The sequence below is a fragment of the Ruegeria arenilitoris genome (genome assembly GCF_013030985.1).
In the GTDB taxonomy this organism is placed as follows: domain Bacteria; phylum Pseudomonadota; class Alphaproteobacteria; order Rhodobacterales; family Rhodobacteraceae; genus Ruegeria; species Ruegeria arenilitoris_B.
Genome location: NZ_WPYP01000004.1, coordinates 145,263 through 161,084, shown reverse-complemented (window position 1 = coordinate 161,084; position 15,822 = coordinate 145,263). Strand labels below are relative to the sequence as shown.

Here is a 15,822-nt window from a genome sequence, read left to right as displayed (position 1 = left end):
GCCCTCAGCCCATGGAGTGACGGTAACCGGCGGAATACGCGCCCGTCACATAGTGTTCCAACTGCCGTTCAATATCGCCCAGCAGCGACGACGCGCCAAAGCGGAACAGGTCCGGCTCCAGCCAGCGGTCGCCCAGCTCATCCTTGATCAGCGACAGGTAAACCAGCGCGTCCTTGGCTTTTGAGATGCCACCCGCAGGTTTGTAACCCACCCGATACCCGGTACGGTCATAATAGTCGCGGATCGCGCGGATCATCACCAGCGACACGGGCAGGGTGGCGTTGACGCTTTCCTTCCCGGTCGAGGTCTTGATGAAATCCGCCCCGGCCATCATGCAGACCAGCGAGGCGCGGGCGACATTGCGCAGGCTGCCCAGTTCGCCGGTTGCCAGAATGGCTTTGACATGGGCATCGCCGCAGGCCACGCGGAAGGCTTTCATTTCATCATACAGGGCTTGCCAGTCACCCGACAGCACATGGCGGCGCGAGATCACGATGTCGATCTCCTCGGCCCCGGCCTTCACGCTTTCCTCGATCTCGGCCACGCGCAGGTGAAACGGAGACAAGCCCGCGGGGAACCCGGTGGAAACGGCGGCCACTGGAATGCCGGTGCCCTTCAGCGCCGCAACCGCGGTTTCGATCATGTCGTGATAGACGCAGACCGCGCCAGTGGTGATCGGCGGCATGTCCATCGCCCGAAGCAAAGCGGGTGTGACAGGCTGGCGGGCCTTGGCGCACAAGCGGCGCACGCGGCCAACGGTGTCGTCACCTGCCAGTGTGGTCAGGTCGATCATCGTGACCGCCTTCAGCAGCCACGCGGCCTGATAGTCTTTCTTCACCGACCGCCGACCGGGCAGGGTCGCCGAGCGGCGTTCGATGGCCGAAGTGTTGGCCTGCACGGCGCGCACCCAGTCCAGATCAAGGTCCATACCGGGGTTTCTGGGCTCGGTCACTTGCGGCAGATGCGCGGTGCGCACGGGGCTGTCTGAGCTCTGCGTTTCCATAATCACATCCTTTGGGAGGTTTGCGCCAAATTCGCACGGGTTGCGCATAAATGGAAGGCATACAGGAGCTGCGGCTGTATATTTTTTGACCAAATGGACAAAATTGGCATTTTCTTGCGAATAATTCGCAAGAGCGTTGACTTAGTTGCGAATGGTTCGCATATTCATTCTTAACAGTTTACCAAATCGGGGTCTGAAATGATTCGTCGCAGCTTTCTTGCAGCATTGGCCTTTGCCGTTGCATTGCCATTGACGGCCTGGGCCGAGGCGCCGCTGAAGGTGGTTGCCACCACCGGCATGATCGCCGATGCCGCGCGTCAGGTGGGTGGAGATCAGGTCGAGGTGAAGGGCCTGATGGGTCCCGGCGTCGATCCGCATGCCTATCGCCAGACCCGCAGCGATATCGTTGCCATGACCCGCGCGGACTTGATCCTGTGGCATGGTCTGTATCTTGAAGCGCAGATGGAAGACTTCTTCCACGATCTGGGCCGCAAGCGGGCGGTGGTGGCCGTGGCCGAAGGGATCGACACGTCGAAACTGCGCGCCCATGACGATTATGCCGACAAATACGACCCGCATGTGTGGATGAGCCCGGCCCTGTGGCGCGATGTGGTGGTCGAAGTGCAAGAGGCGCTGACCGAAGCGCGCCCTGACGCAGCCGACATCTTTGCTGCGAACGCGCAGGCGCATCTGGCCGAGATCGATCAGTTGGAGGGTTATGCCGCTCAGGCCCTTGCTTCCGTTCCTGAAAGCAACCGCGTGCTGGTCACCGCGCATGACGCCTTTGGCTATTTCGGCGCGGCATACGGCTATGAGGTGATGGGCATTCAGGGCATCTCGACCCAGTCCGAGGCCGGGCTGAACCGGATCGGAGAGCTGGTGGATACGCTGGTCGATCAACAGCTGACGGCGGTATTTGTTGAAAGCTCGGTTTCCGACCGGTCGATGCGCGCGCTGATCGAAGGTGCTGCGGCCAAAGGTCATGATGTGGGTGTCGGCGGTGAGCTGTATTCCGACGCCATGGGCGAACCGGGCACCTATGAGGGCACTTATATCGGCATGCTGGACCACAACATCACCGTCATCGCAGGCGCGCTGGGCGCGGAAGTGCCCGATCGCGGCATGAACGGCAAATTGTCGGCGGGGTTTTAAGTGATGCTGGAGCTGGCCACAAATCAGGGTGTTGCGGTTGCTGAGAACAGCCTGGATGACAGCCCTCTGGCCATTCGTGGCCTGACGGTTTCCTACGGCCAGAAGCCAGCGGTGTTCTCGGTGGACATGACCGTCCAGCCCGGCGCGATGACTGCGATTATCGGTCCGAACGGGGCCGGGAAATCGACCCTGCTCAAGGCTGCTTTGGGGATCGTGACGCCGCTGTCCGGGCAGGTCACCGTCTACGGCAAGCCGCTGGAGCAGCAACGCGCCCGCATCGCCTATGTACCGCAACGCGCCAGTGTGGATTGGGATTTCCCGACCCGTGTGATTGACGTGGTGCTGATGGGCCTGTCGCGGGAACTGGGCCTGCTGGGGCGTATTCGCGCCCGGCACATGGCTCGGGCGATGGAGTGCCTGAACCGCGTTGGAATGCACGATTTCGCGGACCGTCAGATCGGCCAGCTTTCCGGCGGTCAGCAGCAACGGGTGTTTCTGGCGCGTGCGTTGGCGCAAGAGGCTGACCTGTATCTTCTGGACGAACCCTTTGCCGGGGTCGACGCGGCCACAGAGAAAGCCATCATCGCGGTGCTGAAATCGCTGAGAGAGGCCGGGAAGACCGTTGTCGTCGTGCACCACGATCTGGCAACCGTCACCGACTATTTCGACCACGTTTTCCTGATCAACACCCGCAAAGTGGCCGAGGGACCGGTGGCCGAAGCCTTCACCGCCGAGACCCTGCAATCGGCCTACGGAGGCCGTCTGGCCACCGCCCAGATCGACCAGATTTCGCGCGCACTGGGGTAAATCATGCTTTGGGATGCTCTGACCCTGCAGCTTGGCTATAACGCCACGCTGGTTGCCATCGGTGCGACCTTGCTTGGCATTTCGGCCGGGGTGACCGGCACGTTCCTGTTTCTGCGCAAGCGCGCGCTGGTCAGCGACGCGATCAGCCACGCGACACTGCCGGGCGTGTGCCTGGCCTTCATGGTGTTGGTTGCCTTTGGCGGCGATGGGCGCAATCTGATCGGCCTGCTGGCCGGATCGGCGATCTCGGCCTGGATCGGTCTGCTCTGCATGAACTGGCTGACCCGCCGCACTCGACTGGCCGAAGATGCGGCCATCGGGGCGGTTCTTTCGGTGTTTTTCGGCTTTGGTGTGGTGCTGCTGACCGTCATTCAGACCATGGGCGTCGGGCGGCAGGCCGGGTTGGAGGGGTTCCTGCTGGGCTCGACCGCTGGGATGCTCTGGGCCGATGCGCTGATCATCGCGATTGGAGGTGCTGCGACGCTGGCTCTGGTGATGATCATCCGGCGCCCGATGACCATGGTGGCCTTCGATCCGGAATACGCCGCGGCGCGGGGGCTGCCGGTGCATCGCATCGATCTGGCGATGATGGGGCTGGTGATGGCCGTCACTGTGGTCGGACTGAAAGTCGTCGGGCTGATTCTGATCGTGGCACTGCTGATTATTCCCGCCGTCACGGCCCGGTTCTGGACCGAGCGGTCGGACCGGGTTGTCCTGTTGGCCGGTCTGGCGGGCGGTCTGGCGGGCTATCTGGGGGCGGCGCTGTCGGCCTCGGCCCCAAACCTGCCCACCGGTCCGATCATCGTGCTGGTCAGCTTTGGGTTCTTTGCCCTGTCCCTGCTGTTGGCTCCGGTGCGGGGTGTTCTGGCGGCGGTGCTGAAACATCTGCGCTTCCAGCGCCGCGTCCACATCCGGCAGGGTCTGTTGGCGTTGGCTCAGGATCAGAAAATCTATGAACCGCTGACTCTGCGCCTGTTGAAACGCGCCGGGTTGGCCCGCGCCGACGGCGTCGCGACCGAGGCCGGCAAGGCCCGCGCCGCCAAGGCCCTGCGCGATGAAAAACGGTGGGAAGTGGTCCGTGCCGATCAGGCGCACGAGGCGACGGCGGCGCTCTATGACGGGCTGCGCGATATCGAAACGGTGCTGACGCGTGACCAGATCGCCGAGATCGACCGCCAGATCGGCGGCCCGCAGGGGGTGCCCTCATGAGCGGTGAAGAGTTTGTCCCCCTGTCTCTGACGCCTTTGCTGATCGGCACTTTTGCGGCAATTGCCTGCGCGCTGCCCGGCAACTTTCTGGTGCTGCGCAAACAGGCCCTGATCGGCGACGCGATCAGCCACGTGGTGCTGCCGGGCATCGTGGTGGCCTTTATACTGACCGGAGCGATCTCGACCTGGCCGATGATGCTGGGCGCGGCGGGTGCGTCGATTGTGGCCGTGGTGATGATCGAGGCGATCCGGAGGCTGGGACAGATCGAACCCGGCGCTGCGATGGGGGTGGTCTTTACCACCATGTTCGCTGGCGGTGTGCTGTTGCTGGAACAGACCGACACTTCGACCGTGCATCTGGACGTGGAACATGCGCTTTACGGCAATCTGGAAAGCCTGATTTGGCTGGATGCGGCGGGCTGGTCATCCGTGCTGGACCTGACGGCCCTGGCTGGTTTGCCACCGGAACTGCCGCGTATTGCACTGACGCTGGCGGGGGTGATCCTGTTCATCTGGCTGTTCTGGCGCCCGCTGAAAATCTCTACCTTTGACGAGGGCTTTGCCCGCACCATCGGCATTCGCACCGGCGCGCTGGGCATGGCGCTGGTGATCGTTGCGGCGATTTCCGCCGTGGCAGCCTTTGACGCGGTGGGGTCGATCATCGTGATCGCCATGTTCATCTGCCCGCCAGCTGCCGCGCGCCTGATGACCAACCGGCTGGAAACCCAGATCACGTGGAGCGTTGTCTTCGCCACCGTCTCGGCGGTGTCGGGCTATGTGCTGGCGGGATATGGGCCGTTGTGGCTGGGCAGAGCGGACGCTGTCAGCGCGGCAGGCATGATTGCCACCATGTCCGGCCTGATCCTGGCCGCTGCCGCGCTATGGGGACCGTGCCGAACCCGCGCCGGAGCGCCCCAGGCCTCTTGACACGGCGTGTTCCCGCCACCCCTGTCTGCGAGCGGTCGGCTGAAACTCGCTCAGAATTCCTGCGCGGGCAGAGTTAATGACTTTCAATGCTTTAATCGTGCTAAGCCCTCGCCAGATTTTTCTGAATGACCACCACTCACTTCGGATCGTTCGGACAATCGCGATCCGGTTTGCCGTGTGACAGCATCGGTTCGGCGCGATTGTTCGAACGCCCCCTCCTTAAAATTGATAGATCCAAACCGGTGGCAGAATCGTGCGCGCCTGTGCTAGGTCTGGTGGTATGGCGCAGACACACCCCAATATCAGCGAAAATCCACCCGTAATTCGACAGCTGGATGATGCTGCTATCAACCGTATTGCAGCGGGTGAGGTGGTGGAACGCCCGGCCTCGGCAGTCAAGGAACTGGTGGAAAACGCCGTTGATGCCGGTGCGACGCGGATTGCCATCGATATTGCTGATGGCGGCAAAACGTTGATTCGCGTTACCGATGATGGTTGCGGGATTTCGGCACAGGACCTGCCGCTGGCCCTGTCGCGCCATGCGACCTCGAAGATTGATGGCTCGGATCTGCTCAACATCCACACGTTCGGGTTCCGGGGCGAGGCGCTGCCGTCACTGGGCGCGGTGGGTCGGTTGACGATCACCAGTCGGGTGCCGGGCGCGGATGCGGCGCAGATCCACGTGGCCGGCGGCAAGATGGAGGCGGTGAAGCCCGCCGCATTGCGCGCAGGCACGGTGGTGGAGCTGCGCGATCTGTTCTTTGCCACCCCTGCGCGGCTGAAATTCATGCGCACCGACCGGGCCGAGGCACAGGCGATTGGTGATACGGTCAAACGTCTGGCGATGGCCGAGCCCGCCATCACCTTCTCTCTGCGCGATGTCTCGGGCGGGGGCGAGGGCCGCGTGACCTTCCGTGCCGACCACGAGAATGGTGATCTGTTCGACGCGCTGCACGCCCGTCTGGCCCGGGTGATCGGGCGTGAATTTGCCGAGAACGCGCTGCAGATCGATGCCACGCGCGAGGGCATCCGGCTCTATGGCTATGCCGCCTTGCCAACCTATTCCCGAGGTGCGGCGGTGGCACAGTACCTGTTCGTCAATGGCCGCCCGGTGCGTGACAAGATGCTGACCGGTGCATTGCGGGCGGCCTATTTCGATTTTCTCAGCCGTGACCGCCACCCGGCGGCGGCGCTGTTCATCGACTGTGACCCGACGCTGGTGGACGTGAACGTCCACCCGGCCAAATCCGAGGTGCGGTTTCGCGATCCCGGCGTGGCGCGTGGGCTGATCGTCTCGGCGCTGCGTCACGCGCTGGCCGAGGCGGGTCACCGGGCCTCAACGACCGTCGCCAATGCCACGTTGGGCGCGATGCGGCCCGAACCGGCGCAGCCTGCACCTGCGCGGGTGTATCAGATGGACCGGCCATCGCCTGCCACGCGTCAGGCTGTGTATCGCGCGCAGGCCCCGGGTTTTGCCGAGCTGTCCCAGGATTATAGCGGCAGTGTTGTTGACCCCGCCCCGGCGGCTCCGGTTGCGGTTGAAGAGCCTGCACCGCAGGACCTGCCCTTGGGCGCGGCACGCGGGCAGGTGCACGAGAATTACATCATCGCCCAGACCGCCGACGGCATGGTGATCGTCGATCAACACGCGGCGCATGAACGTCTGGTCTATGAGAAGCTCAAGACCCAGATGGCCGAGAATGGCGTCGCCGCACAAGCGCTGCTGATCCCTGAAATTGTCGAGCTTTCAGAAGGCGACTGCGCGCGCCTGATGACCGTGGCCGACGACCTGTCACGCCTTGGACTGACGCTGGAACCCTTCGGCGGCGGCGCCATCGCCGTGCGTGAGACCCCAGCCATTCTGGGGGAGGTCGATGCCCGTGCGATGATCCTGGATATCCTTGATGAACTGGCCGATCAGGGCGAAAGCCAGACGGTGCAGGCGCGGATCGAAGCGATCCTCAGCCGGGTGGCCTGTCACGGTTCGGTCCGATCGGGCCGCCGGATGCGGGCCGAGGAAATGAATGCCCTGCTGCGTGAGATGGAGGCGACACCCCATTCCGGGCAGTGCAACCATGGGCGGCCGACTTACGTAGAACTGAAGCTGAGCGATATCGAGCGTCTGTTCGGCCGCAGTTGATCCGGTGGCTCTGCCGGGTTATGAAGAATAAAACAAGAACATTCGAGGCGACATGATCGAGATTGCTGGCACCCAAGTTGCATTGAACGACCCCGTGATCCTGATCGGCGGCGGAGTGGTGGCGCTGATCCTGTTGCTGCTGTTGATGTCCATGCGGGCGGCGCAGCGCTCGGCCCGGATGGCGGAACCTCTGGCCCGGCAGATGGCGCATCTGGGCCAGCATGTGCAGCAGTTGGGGCAAGGACAGGAGCAGCTACGCGGCGGATTGCAGCATGTTTCGGACACGCAGGCGAATGCGCAGGTGCAGGTGATCCAGACGGTCGAATCGCGCCTGTCCTCGGTGCAGCAGCAGATGAACGACCGGTTGGCCGACAACGCGATGAAGTCGGCGCGTGCGCTGGCCGAGATGCAGGAGCGGATGAAGGAATCGCTGCATGGCTCGTCGAAACAGACCGCGACCTCGCTGACGCAGTTGCAGGAACGGCTGGCCGCCATCGACAAGGCGCAGGACAATATCACCAAATTGTCCGGCGATGTGCTGTCGCTGCAGGATATCCTGTCGAACAAGCAGACGCGCGGGGCATTTGGAGAGATTCAGCTGAACGATATCGTGTCGAAGGCACTGCCCTCGGACAGTTTTCAGTTACAGGCAACGCTGTCGAACGGGCGCCGCGCGGATTGCCTGATCCACCTGCCGAACCCGCCGGGCCCAATCGTGATCGACAGCAAATTCCCGCTGGAAGCGTATGAGGCACTGATCGGCTCGACCAATGATGCCGAACTGAAAGCAGCGGTGCAGATGTTCCGCAGCACCGTGCGCAAGCACATCAACGACATTGCCGAGAAGTACATTCTGGATGGCGAAACCGCGGACGGCGCGCTGATGTTTTTGCCCTCCGAGGCGGTCTATGCCGAGTTGCACGCAAAGTTCCCCGAACTGGTGCAGGAAAGTTTCAGCAAACGCGTCTGGATCGTCTCGCCCACCACCTGCATGGCGACGCTGAACACCATGCGCGCGATCCTGAAAGACGCGCGGATGCGCGAGCAGGCGGGCGCGATCCGCAAGGAACTGGGTTTGCTGCACAAGGATGTGGAGCGTCTGGGCGATCGTGTCTCGAACCTTGACCGTCATTTCGGGCAGGCGGCCAAGGACATCTCGGAAATCAAGATCAGCGCCGAAAAGGCGGGGCGCCGGGCGCAGCGGCTGGACAATTTCGATTTCGAGGAACTGGCCCCGGACGAACACCCCAACGTGGTGCCGCTGGGTAAATCCGAAGCCTGAACCCTACTGGATCGACAGGTCCAGATTGTAACCGACCGTCTTGCCGGTATCGCGGTCATTGCCCATCAAATAGACCCGTATCGTGTAATCTCCGTCCTCGGGCAGGTCGATCCGGGCGGTGTTGCCGTTGATTGAGCCATTGTAAATTGCGACGCCATCGCTACCCGGCGGCAGGATGTTGAAATAGATCACGCCGTTGCCGTTGGTGTCGCTGACCTGAAGCTCGGCGAACATTTCCTGACCTGACGACGCGCCCAGCTTGTAGTCAAAATACTCGTCGCCAGTGACCGTGCCGCTGACCATCGTGCCATAGTTGCCCGGTTCGAATTTTACATCTGCCGTCTGTTGCGCAGAGGCTAGTGAGGAAATTCCAAACAGAATGAGGACAAAGACCAGAATATTCTTCATGACAAAATACTCCAACTATCAGGGTGTCGGGGCAGTGTACCACAGATGGTCCAGGTGGTTCAGATACGCAGAAAAGGCTGGAACAGACGCGGCATCAGCTTGTTGAACTTCAGCGGCGCGTCGGTGACGGCCAGACAAATGCAATCTTCCGAGATATCCGCCGTCGGCGTGTGGTGCAGGTCTTCATCCGCAATCTCGACATCGCCGCGGGCGAAATGGTCCACCTCGTCCGAGAACGCGCCTTGCAGGACCATCGTCAGTTCGATGCCGTTGTGGCTGTGGTCGGGCACCGCGGCACCGGCGGGGATGAACAGCAGGCGCGCGGTGGCCTCGCGTGTGGTCGGCAGGATCGCCTGTTTCACACCCATGCCGATGGAACGCCATTTGATGTCATTTACATCTCCGCCCACATAATCCTGCAGAGGCGCAGGCAGCACCGAACATCCCGGACGGGCCGGTTTCGCAATCGGCGCGCTCTGGGCAATCAGCGCCATGGTTGCGGCCAAAGCGCCATCGCTCATGCTGGCCGAAGTGTCCTGATCCTGCAGAACACAGCCACCAACGGCGTCAAAGCTTTCGGCCCGTGCACGGCAGTGGTCACACAGGGACAGATGCGTGGCGACCATCAGGTCGAACGCTTCGGGCAGACTGCCGGCGGCATAGGCCATCAGCAGGTCGTCTGTCAGGTGATGTTTGATCTTGTTGCTCATCGTCATCATCTCAGTTCATCGCGTGGCGCAAGCGGTCCAGCGCCAGCCGTATACGTGATTTGATCGTGCCCAGCGGCAATCCGGTTGCAGAGGCAATCTCGCGGTGGCTGAGATCGCCGAAATAGGCCTTTTCGATCAGTTCCCTTTGCGCCTCGGGCAACGCCGACATGGCGTCGCGCAACTGCGCGGTTTCCTGTTGCAGCGCGATCACGTCGTCCTGTTCCGGTTCCGCCTCGGGCCCCCATCCCAGGTCCTCGGGCTCGGGGCGGCGTTGTTTGCGCAGGACGTCGATGCGCTTGTTCCTTGCGATCGTGAACACCCAGGTGGCGACGGTCGCGCGGGCGGGATCGAACAGATGCGCCTTGTGCCACAAGGTCGCCATCACCTCTTGCGCGCATTCCTCGGCCAGCGCCGCATCTGCCCCCGACTTGATCAGGAACGCCTTGATCCGTGGCGCGAAATGCTGAAACAGCTCGGCAAAGGCCGCCTGATCCTGCGCGTCCCGAATGCGTCTGACGTGGCTCACCCACTCAGTTCTGGTGTCGCAACTGCCATCCGCTTTGTTCACCGGCTTACCCCTGGTGCGTTTCTGTGCGCGCCAAGGTCTGAGTGCTGGCCCTTCGGCCGCCGGTTCATCCAAGGTCACGGTATCGATCTCGGTAAACATAACCACAATACGCGGGCCAGCCAAAGGCGGATCACTTTGTTTGCGGTTTTTGATCCGTTTCGGGCTAGCTTGCGTATCATCTGGTACAAGCTGACTAGGAAAAGAATGCCGTTTAAACGGCTTACAGAAAGATCGGGGAAAGCGGTGTGAACAGGATCGACCATATTGCGGGCCACACTTTTCACGGGCGGAAAGGGACCGTGCAAAACGCCTTTCGCTATTCCGTCGACTACATCCTGCTGGACCCCGAAGGTTGCCCGAGCACTCCGCTGCTGTTTTCCCTGAACCGTGCCAATGTCACCAACTGGCGGGATCGCGACCACGGCGGCGAGCCGGGGCAGGGGCACGGTGCGGTCTGGCTGCGGAAGCAGTTCGACCAGATGAGGGTTACCCAACCTACCCGGATTGCCCTTCTGACCCAGCCACGCGTATTCGGCCATGTTTTCAACCCGGTCAGCTTCTGGTTCTGTTTCGACACGGAAGAGCAGCTTTATGCAGTCGCGGCCGAGGTCACGAATACCTATGGCACGCGCCACAGTTACCTGTGCCACAATCCCGACTTCGCGCCGATCCAGCCCTCGGACCGGATCGTGGCGGGCAAGCTGATGCATGTCTCTCCGTTTCAGAAGATCGAAGGGACCTATACCTTCCGGTTCGACTATCGCCCCGACCGTGTGGGCGTCTGGATCGATTACGGGCGCGAGGGCGGCGGCCTGATTGCAACGCTGACCGGGCCGCGTGCGCCGCTGAGTGACGGCAAAATCCTGTGGTCGCTGCTGCGCCGCCCGTTTGGCGCCCGCCGCGCGTTTGTTCTGATCCTGTGGCAGGCCCTTAAATTGTGGGTCAAAAAAGCCAGGTTCCGCCCGTTTCGCACTGCCCCTATTCCCGATCATCCGGTTTCCCGCATCCGCGAGCCCTAAAGCATCTTTGTTTGCGTAAGATCAAAGACTCGGGCACCTCAGAATGTTTGTGCTAGGATGGAAACCGCGAACACGAGGAGTTGGTCATGTTGGAAATCTCGGCAAGAAAAATCGCTCAGGTTGCCATGATGGGGCGCGAATTGAACCGCGCCGAGGGCGAGCTGCGCGCCTTCATAGACCGTATGGGCGAGGATGAGCAGGCCGAGCTGGTTGCTGTCATGTGGATCGGGCGCGAGAGCTTTTTCGCCGAGGATCTGGCCGAAGCAATTGCAACCGCCAAATCCGAGGCCTCGACCCCATGCGCCGACTATCTGATCGGCACGCCGCACCTGTCGGACCATCTTGAGAACGGTTTGGATGCGCTGGGAATTTCAGCCGAGGACGTGGAAAACGATCTGATGTAAACACGATGCCCGCGATATATGCGGGCATTGTTTTGAAGGCCGTTTACAAACCCGTGCAGGTTTGGTTCAGTTCGACAGAATTTACTTCTGGTTGATTGAATGAACGCAGACATTTCTGTTGATCCCCCGAAACGCAAACTGACATTTGTCCGCGTGGCCATTATTCTGGTCGTGCTGTGCCTCGTGGCGCTGCCGATTTTGCGCAAAAAGCATGACACGTTGGTTGATATCTGTAGCTCAGATAAGGGCGACCTGCAGACCACCCTCGATGCCTGCGACCTGCTGTTGGACTGGGCCGTCTTCGACCCGGCTGAGCGGTCTTTGGCGTATCGCAACAAAATGCGGCTTTACATGGGGGTGAAGGATTGGGAGGCCGCAAAGCGTGAGGCCGATCTGGCGGTTGAAGCCGACCCCGAAAGCGAGGTGCCGCTGCAGTGGAAGGCCATGATTTTTATCAGGAGCGAAGACTATCCGCAGGCTTTGACAGTGATAGATGACGCGCTGAAAGTCGCCCCGGGGAATGACTATTCGCTGGAGACCAAGGCCAAACTTCTGCGCACGTTGGAGAGGTTGAATGAAATTGAACCTTTGGTGGAATACGCGGTAGAGCACTATGAAGTTGGGCCATGGGCTTGGAAATATGCTGGTTTCTTCCGGTTGAAGGCCCATGAGTATGCATCATCCGCACAGGCGTTTGCTCAAGCTCTCAGAAAAGATCCCAAGGATGCATATGCGCGCAGACAATTCGTTGAAACCTGTGGTCTTGCCGGATCGGACTGCCCGGCGTTGTTTCCCGAGGCACGCGAAGCTTACCCTTCCATAAGCTGTGATCAGGCAGGTGCCGAGTTTGCGACCCTGCATCCGAACCTGGCTGAACTACTTTTTGAAGACGCTGGCAAGTTGACATTGAGTAAACCGGCTGAAGGACAAGGCCGAACAGCAGATTTGCTGCTTCAGTTTGTGTACACGACGGCCATTTTCTCGTTTGCTCAGAATGCTACGCCGGAAAAGGCAAGCAGGCTATTGGTCGAGGCCCGGGTGTTCGAGTGCGTGTCCGGGGGCATATTCCACTTTCCAGAAGGTGGTGCAGTTTCGGCGGAAAAGCTACGGAACGAAGCGGAAAGATTGTATAATCCGGAACTGCGCCAAAACCTGCTCGATCTGGCCTATGTGTACCTGAACACACCCAGCAACGCGCCCTGACCCAACACATTAACCAGTCTTAATCCAATCCTCTGGCCGCGTTAACGCGGGCTTCTTTTATCTGTTTCAGCAACGACAAACGCAATTCAGAGTAAAAGGAGAAAGTCATGGGATACGCACAAACAGTTACTCCGCAGAAGGGGCTCTTCTTCGGTCTGTTTTCGAATTACGCCGAAGCCCGGGTCGAGCATTTCCGCCGCGGGATTTATGCCAAAACCGTCCGGTCACTGGAAAACCTGACCGACAGGCAGCTGGAAGACATCGGCATTCCGCGCAGTGACATCAATCGACGCGCCTATGAAAGCGTCTACCACAAGCAGCCCTTTAACCGTCACGTGCAGTGATCCAGGCGCCGTGCCGGGCGTCAAACATGGAGGAGAGGATGCTGGATTCAAAACCAAACCGCGAACCGTCGGTCAACGCCAGTTCCGTGTTGTTGTTCGACAGGGCAATGCGGCTGCAGGCGATCAGATCGGATATCGTGCGCGCCGCGCAGGAACTGAATTGGTTATCTGATCAGGACCTGGCCGAGCTGGGCATCAACCGCAGCGATATCGACGACGTGATCGAACGCTATATCTGACGGATCAGGGCCTGAGACAAAGCCATTCCGACATTTCGGGATGGCTTTTTTGTCAGCCGATTTGCGAAGAGGTAGATGGCCACTCATAAGAAGCTATGCCAGAAAGAACGCGTTAAAGTTGATTGGCGCATTGTAGGGGCAGGCAATTGAGTTGGCGATTTGTGAGGCTGGCAGCGGCGTGCCTGATTTTGGCCGCTGCATTTATTTTGCATCAGCAAAATCAACGTAATGATTTGGCCGCAGATATGCTTGCGGGGGGATGCCACAGCCCAGAAGCCGCGCCAGAGACGACTGTTCAGGGCTGCAGCAGGCTGTTGGAAACCGCAAAGTACACGCCAAGGGAGTTGGCGGTCCTCCATATCTATCGCGGGCGGGCTTACGTGGAAAATGAGGACCTGCCGCGCGCGTTGAAGGACTTCAATACCGCCGCAGCTATCAACGCAGATGAACATCAGGCCTGGCAGTGGTTCAGTTTTGTACTGGGCGAATTAGGGGATGATGAGGCCGCGTTTGACGCTATCGAAAAGGCCCATCGTCTGGGCCCCGCGAACACCTACACGATGCAACAGCGTTTTCGCCTTTTGAAAAAGTTGGAGCGATACGAAGAGGCCGATGCATATTATACTCGGTTGATGGAGAAATATCCGGCTGCGGAAGATGAGCGCTTGTTATGGATGCCACGCGAACTTGGGCGGATGCGGCTTGAATTGAAGCAGTATGGGCCAGCGGCAGAGGCATTCAGAGAAGCGTATCGGTTGGATTTGACACACGATCAAACGGCGGAAGGTTTTTTTGAAGCGTGTATGTTTGCAGGACCTGACTGCCCGCCCCTATTTCCCGAGCACCGCTCCGACTATCCGGATTTAAGCTGCGATGAGGCATTGAAAAAATGGGCGGAGTTTAACCCGGAACGGCGCGAAAAAGCGTTGCGGGACACGGGCGCTAAAACCCTTACAGAATTGGTTCAGCGGAACGATTGGAAATCCAAACAGGTGTTTCAGTGGGCCTTTCTGGGAGGGGTCGACTGGCCGAACAAATCATTGGAACATGCTCCCCGGTTCTTGATCCATCATCGCGTTTTTGAATGCGTGAATGACGGCAAAGTTTCTTATTATGAGGGGTTTGAACAAGAAAATGAAGCGGGGTGGAAATACACAAATGAGTATATCTTCAGCCCGCAACTGCGCCACAACCTTGTTGATCTGGCGCAGACCGCATTGAACTGATGACACCGCCCTGGTCTTGATAAGGGCGGTGCCAATCGTTCAGCCCAAGTGATCCACCACCTGCAGATGCTGGGCCAGTGTGTCGATCTCGGCCATCCAGTCCTGCACCAGTTTCGGGTCGCTGGGGGCGGCGTGGACACCGGCCGGGATGGCGCGGTTCAGAACGGCCTCGACTGCCAACGAGACTGGAATTGACACCAGGCGCGCCATGGCGGTGCCACGTGCATCGCCCCAGGCATCCATCACATAGGTCTTGTTCCAGACCGGGACGCCGTCTTTTTCTGCCTTCAGGCCCACGCACAGAACCACGCGGTCCGGCTCGCCCTCGTTATAGGCGTTGTCGGCCCAGAACTGATCCGACATCTCTTTCAGTCGCGCGTCACCTTTGGGGCCCGACAGGGTCTCGATCTCGGTGAACACGTCCGACCATGCGTCGGCCCAGCCGTTCAGCCGCAGGGTGCCGCGGACGAACTCCTTGACCGGCCAGTGTTCCTCGAACTGGTATTCGGACATGAAAGGGATCGAGTCGCGGTTCGGGTAGACCTCAAAGCTTTCCGGTGTTGGCAGCGGCGCGATATAGCTGGTGATCGCGTCCCAAGGGCGGGCGACGTCCAGCGGAGCGTAATCGCGGATTGATTTCGATGGCGAGCGCAGCGCCTTGAGCACACCCAAAGGCGACCAGCTGAATTTATAGCGGAACGGGTTCGGGTTTTTGGGGATGCCGCCGCAATACGAAATAAAGCTCAGGTGGTTTTGCGGATCGAACGCATCCGAGGCGCGGTAGTCGGCGACCAGAGCGTGCGCCATCAGGTGGTCGATGCCCGGGTCCAGCCCGACCTCGTTGACCAGCGCGACGCCGGCCTCACGCGCCTTGTCGTCCAGCGCGCGCATCTCGGGCGCGATGTAGGACGATGAGACAAAGTTGGCCTCTTTCGAGATCGCCAGTTCCGCCAGCGGCACGTGCCAATCACCCGGCAGCATCGACACGATCACGTCGCCCTTTTCCAGCACTGTGCCAAGCGCGTCGATGTCGAAGGCGCGGATGTCGTCGGTCAGGTCTCCGATCTCGGCCTTGGCCTTGTCGATGGTCCGGTTCCAGACGGTGACCTTGTGCCCGCCTTCGATCAGGCGGCGCAGGCCGGGGATGGCCGACAGGCCGGTGCCACACCAGTGAATCGTCAT

Annotated in this window: 17 protein-coding genes; 12 read left to right on the top strand and 5 right to left on the bottom strand. The window is 60.4% G+C overall.

Going from position 1 to position 15,822, the window contains the following annotated elements:
* Nucleotides 1-4: 4 nt before the first annotated feature.
* Nucleotides 5-1,003, bottom strand: coding sequence for a deoxyribose-phosphate aldolase (gene deoC, locus GOX88_RS10520; RefSeq protein WP_170401118.1), 999 nt, complete (start codon nucleotides 1,001-1,003; stop codon nucleotides 5-7).
* 198 nt (nucleotides 1,004-1,201) lie between these two features.
* Between deoC and GOX88_RS10515 the strand changes: the two genes are divergently transcribed.
* The 6 genes from GOX88_RS10515 to GOX88_RS10490 all read left to right on the top strand — a co-directional run bounded on the left by GOX88_RS10515 (nucleotide 1,202) and on the right by GOX88_RS10490 (nucleotide 8,519).
* Complete coding sequence (locus GOX88_RS10515; RefSeq protein WP_170401117.1) at nucleotides 1,202-2,155, top strand: metal ABC transporter solute-binding protein, Zn/Mn family; 954 nt, start codon at nucleotides 1,202-1,204, stop codon at nucleotides 2,153-2,155.
* A gap of 3 nt (nucleotides 2,156-2,158) precedes the next feature.
* Nucleotides 2,159-2,962 carry a metal ABC transporter ATP-binding protein gene (locus GOX88_RS10510; RefSeq protein ID WP_170401116.1) on the top strand — a complete coding sequence of 268 codons (804 nt, stop codon included), beginning with the start codon at nucleotides 2,159-2,161 and terminating at the stop codon, nucleotides 2,960-2,962.
* A 3-nt stretch (nucleotides 2,963-2,965) separates the two neighbouring features.
* A complete protein-coding gene (locus tag GOX88_RS10505) occupies nucleotides 2,966-4,171 on the top strand; it encodes a metal ABC transporter permease (protein WP_170401115.1) in 1,206 nt (401 codons plus the stop codon).
* Nucleotides 4,168-5,097 (top strand): metal ABC transporter permease, encoded by a 930-nt coding sequence (locus tag GOX88_RS10500; protein WP_170401114.1) that lies wholly within the window; start codon nucleotides 4,168-4,170, stop codon nucleotides 5,095-5,097. The genes GOX88_RS10505 and GOX88_RS10500 overlap by 4 nt, the downstream gene beginning before the upstream one ends.
* Before the next feature lie 280 nt (nucleotides 5,098-5,377).
* Complete coding sequence (mutL, locus tag GOX88_RS10495; RefSeq protein ID WP_170401113.1) at nucleotides 5,378-7,237, top strand: DNA mismatch repair endonuclease MutL; 1,860 nt, start codon at nucleotides 5,378-5,380, stop codon at nucleotides 7,235-7,237.
* A gap of 52 nt (nucleotides 7,238-7,289) precedes the next feature.
* Complete coding sequence (locus GOX88_RS10490) at nucleotides 7,290-8,519, top strand: DNA recombination protein RmuC (protein WP_170401112.1); 1,230 nt, start codon at nucleotides 7,290-7,292, stop codon at nucleotides 8,517-8,519.
* Between the two features lie 3 nt (nucleotides 8,520-8,522).
* On the opposite strand, the gene GOX88_RS10485 is transcribed toward GOX88_RS10490, so the two are convergent.
* The 3 genes from GOX88_RS10485 to GOX88_RS10475 are packed head-to-tail and all read right to left on the bottom strand — an operon-like array spanning nucleotide 8,523 to nucleotide 10,304.
* Nucleotides 8,523-8,927, bottom strand: a complete 405-nt coding sequence (locus GOX88_RS10485; protein WP_170401111.1) for a hypothetical protein — start codon at nucleotides 8,925-8,927, stop codon at nucleotides 8,523-8,525.
* 59 nt (nucleotides 8,928-8,986) lie between these two features.
* The gene (locus GOX88_RS10480; protein WP_170401110.1) at nucleotides 8,987-9,637 is read right to left on the bottom strand and encodes a ChrR family anti-sigma-E factor; all 651 of its coding nucleotides are present in this window, start codon (nucleotides 9,635-9,637) and stop codon (nucleotides 8,987-8,989) included.
* A 10-nt stretch (nucleotides 9,638-9,647) separates the two neighbouring features.
* Complete coding sequence (locus tag GOX88_RS10475) at nucleotides 9,648-10,304, bottom strand: sigma-70 family RNA polymerase sigma factor (protein WP_170401109.1); 657 nt, start codon at nucleotides 10,302-10,304, stop codon at nucleotides 9,648-9,650.
* A 146-nt stretch (nucleotides 10,305-10,450) separates the two neighbouring features.
* Between GOX88_RS10475 and GOX88_RS10470 the strand changes: the two genes are divergently transcribed.
* The 6 genes from GOX88_RS10470 (at nucleotide 10,451) to GOX88_RS10445 (ending at nucleotide 14,640) form a co-directional block, all read left to right on the top strand.
* Nucleotides 10,451-11,224, top strand: a complete 774-nt coding sequence (locus GOX88_RS10470) for a DUF1365 domain-containing protein (protein ID WP_170401108.1) — start codon at nucleotides 10,451-10,453, stop codon at nucleotides 11,222-11,224.
* Nucleotides 11,225-11,310: 86 nt separating this feature from the next.
* Entirely contained in the window at nucleotides 11,311-11,628 is a 318-nt protein-coding gene (locus tag GOX88_RS10465; RefSeq protein WP_170326413.1) for a DUF3775 domain-containing protein, read from the top strand.
* Nucleotides 11,629-11,727: 99 nt separating this feature from the next.
* Nucleotides 11,728-12,831, top strand: coding sequence for a tetratricopeptide repeat protein (locus GOX88_RS10460; protein WP_170401107.1), 1,104 nt, complete (start codon nucleotides 11,728-11,730; stop codon nucleotides 12,829-12,831).
* Nucleotides 12,832-12,938: 107 nt separating this feature from the next.
* On the top strand, nucleotides 12,939-13,175 hold the full coding sequence (locus tag GOX88_RS10455; protein WP_217354207.1) for a DUF1127 domain-containing protein: 237 nt from the start codon (nucleotides 12,939-12,941) through the stop codon (nucleotides 13,173-13,175).
* 38 nt (nucleotides 13,176-13,213) lie between these two features.
* Nucleotides 13,214-13,414, top strand: a complete 201-nt coding sequence (locus GOX88_RS10450) for a DUF1127 domain-containing protein (RefSeq protein WP_170401106.1) — start codon at nucleotides 13,214-13,216, stop codon at nucleotides 13,412-13,414.
* Between the two features lie 146 nt (nucleotides 13,415-13,560).
* The gene (locus GOX88_RS10445; RefSeq protein WP_170401105.1) at nucleotides 13,561-14,640 is read left to right on the top strand and encodes a tetratricopeptide repeat protein; all 1,080 of its coding nucleotides are present in this window, start codon (nucleotides 13,561-13,563) and stop codon (nucleotides 14,638-14,640) included.
* A gap of 39 nt (nucleotides 14,641-14,679) precedes the next feature.
* On the opposite strand, the gene GOX88_RS10440 is transcribed toward GOX88_RS10445, so the two are convergent.
* Nucleotides 14,680-15,822, bottom strand: a complete 1,143-nt coding sequence (locus GOX88_RS10440; protein ID WP_170401104.1) for a saccharopine dehydrogenase family protein — start codon at nucleotides 15,820-15,822, stop codon at nucleotides 14,680-14,682.

Bases quoted from the DNA above. Each gene is read 5' to 3' on its own strand.
- deoC (WP_170401118.1), bottom strand. From the start codon at position 1,003: ATGGAAACGCAGAGCTCAGACAGCCCCGTGCGCACCGCGCATCTGCCG.
- GOX88_RS10515 (WP_170401117.1), top strand. From the start codon at position 1,202: ATGATTCGTCGCAGCTTTCTTGCAGCATTGGCCTTTGCCGTTGCATTG.
- GOX88_RS10510 (WP_170401116.1), top strand. From the start codon at position 2,159: ATGCTGGAGCTGGCCACAAATCAGGGTGTTGCGGTTGCTGAGAACAGC.
- GOX88_RS10505 (WP_170401115.1), top strand. From the start codon at position 2,966: ATGCTTTGGGATGCTCTGACCCTGCAGCTTGGCTATAACGCCACGCTG.
- GOX88_RS10500 (WP_170401114.1), top strand. From the start codon at position 4,168: ATGAGCGGTGAAGAGTTTGTCCCCCTGTCTCTGACGCCTTTGCTGATC.
- mutL (WP_170401113.1), top strand. From the start codon at position 5,378: ATGGCGCAGACACACCCCAATATCAGCGAAAATCCACCCGTAATTCGA.
- GOX88_RS10490 (WP_170401112.1), top strand. From the start codon at position 7,290: ATGATCGAGATTGCTGGCACCCAAGTTGCATTGAACGACCCCGTGATC.
- GOX88_RS10485 (WP_170401111.1), bottom strand. From the start codon at position 8,927: ATGAAGAATATTCTGGTCTTTGTCCTCATTCTGTTTGGAATTTCCTCA.
- GOX88_RS10480 (WP_170401110.1), bottom strand. From the start codon at position 9,637: ATGAGCAACAAGATCAAACATCACCTGACAGACGACCTGCTGATGGCC.
- GOX88_RS10475 (WP_170401109.1), bottom strand. From the start codon at position 10,304: ATGTTTACCGAGATCGATACCGTGACCTTGGATGAACCGGCGGCCGAA.
- GOX88_RS10465 (WP_170326413.1), top strand. From the start codon at position 11,311: ATGTTGGAAATCTCGGCAAGAAAAATCGCTCAGGTTGCCATGATGGGG.
- GOX88_RS10460 (WP_170401107.1), top strand. From the start codon at position 11,728: ATGAACGCAGACATTTCTGTTGATCCCCCGAAACGCAAACTGACATTT.
- GOX88_RS10455 (WP_217354207.1), top strand. From the start codon at position 12,939: ATGGGATACGCACAAACAGTTACTCCGCAGAAGGGGCTCTTCTTCGGT.
- GOX88_RS10450 (WP_170401106.1), top strand. From the start codon at position 13,214: ATGCTGGATTCAAAACCAAACCGCGAACCGTCGGTCAACGCCAGTTCC.
- GOX88_RS10440 (WP_170401104.1), bottom strand. From the start codon at position 15,822: ATGACGATTCACTGGTGTGGCACCGGCCTGTCGGCCATCCCCGGCCTG.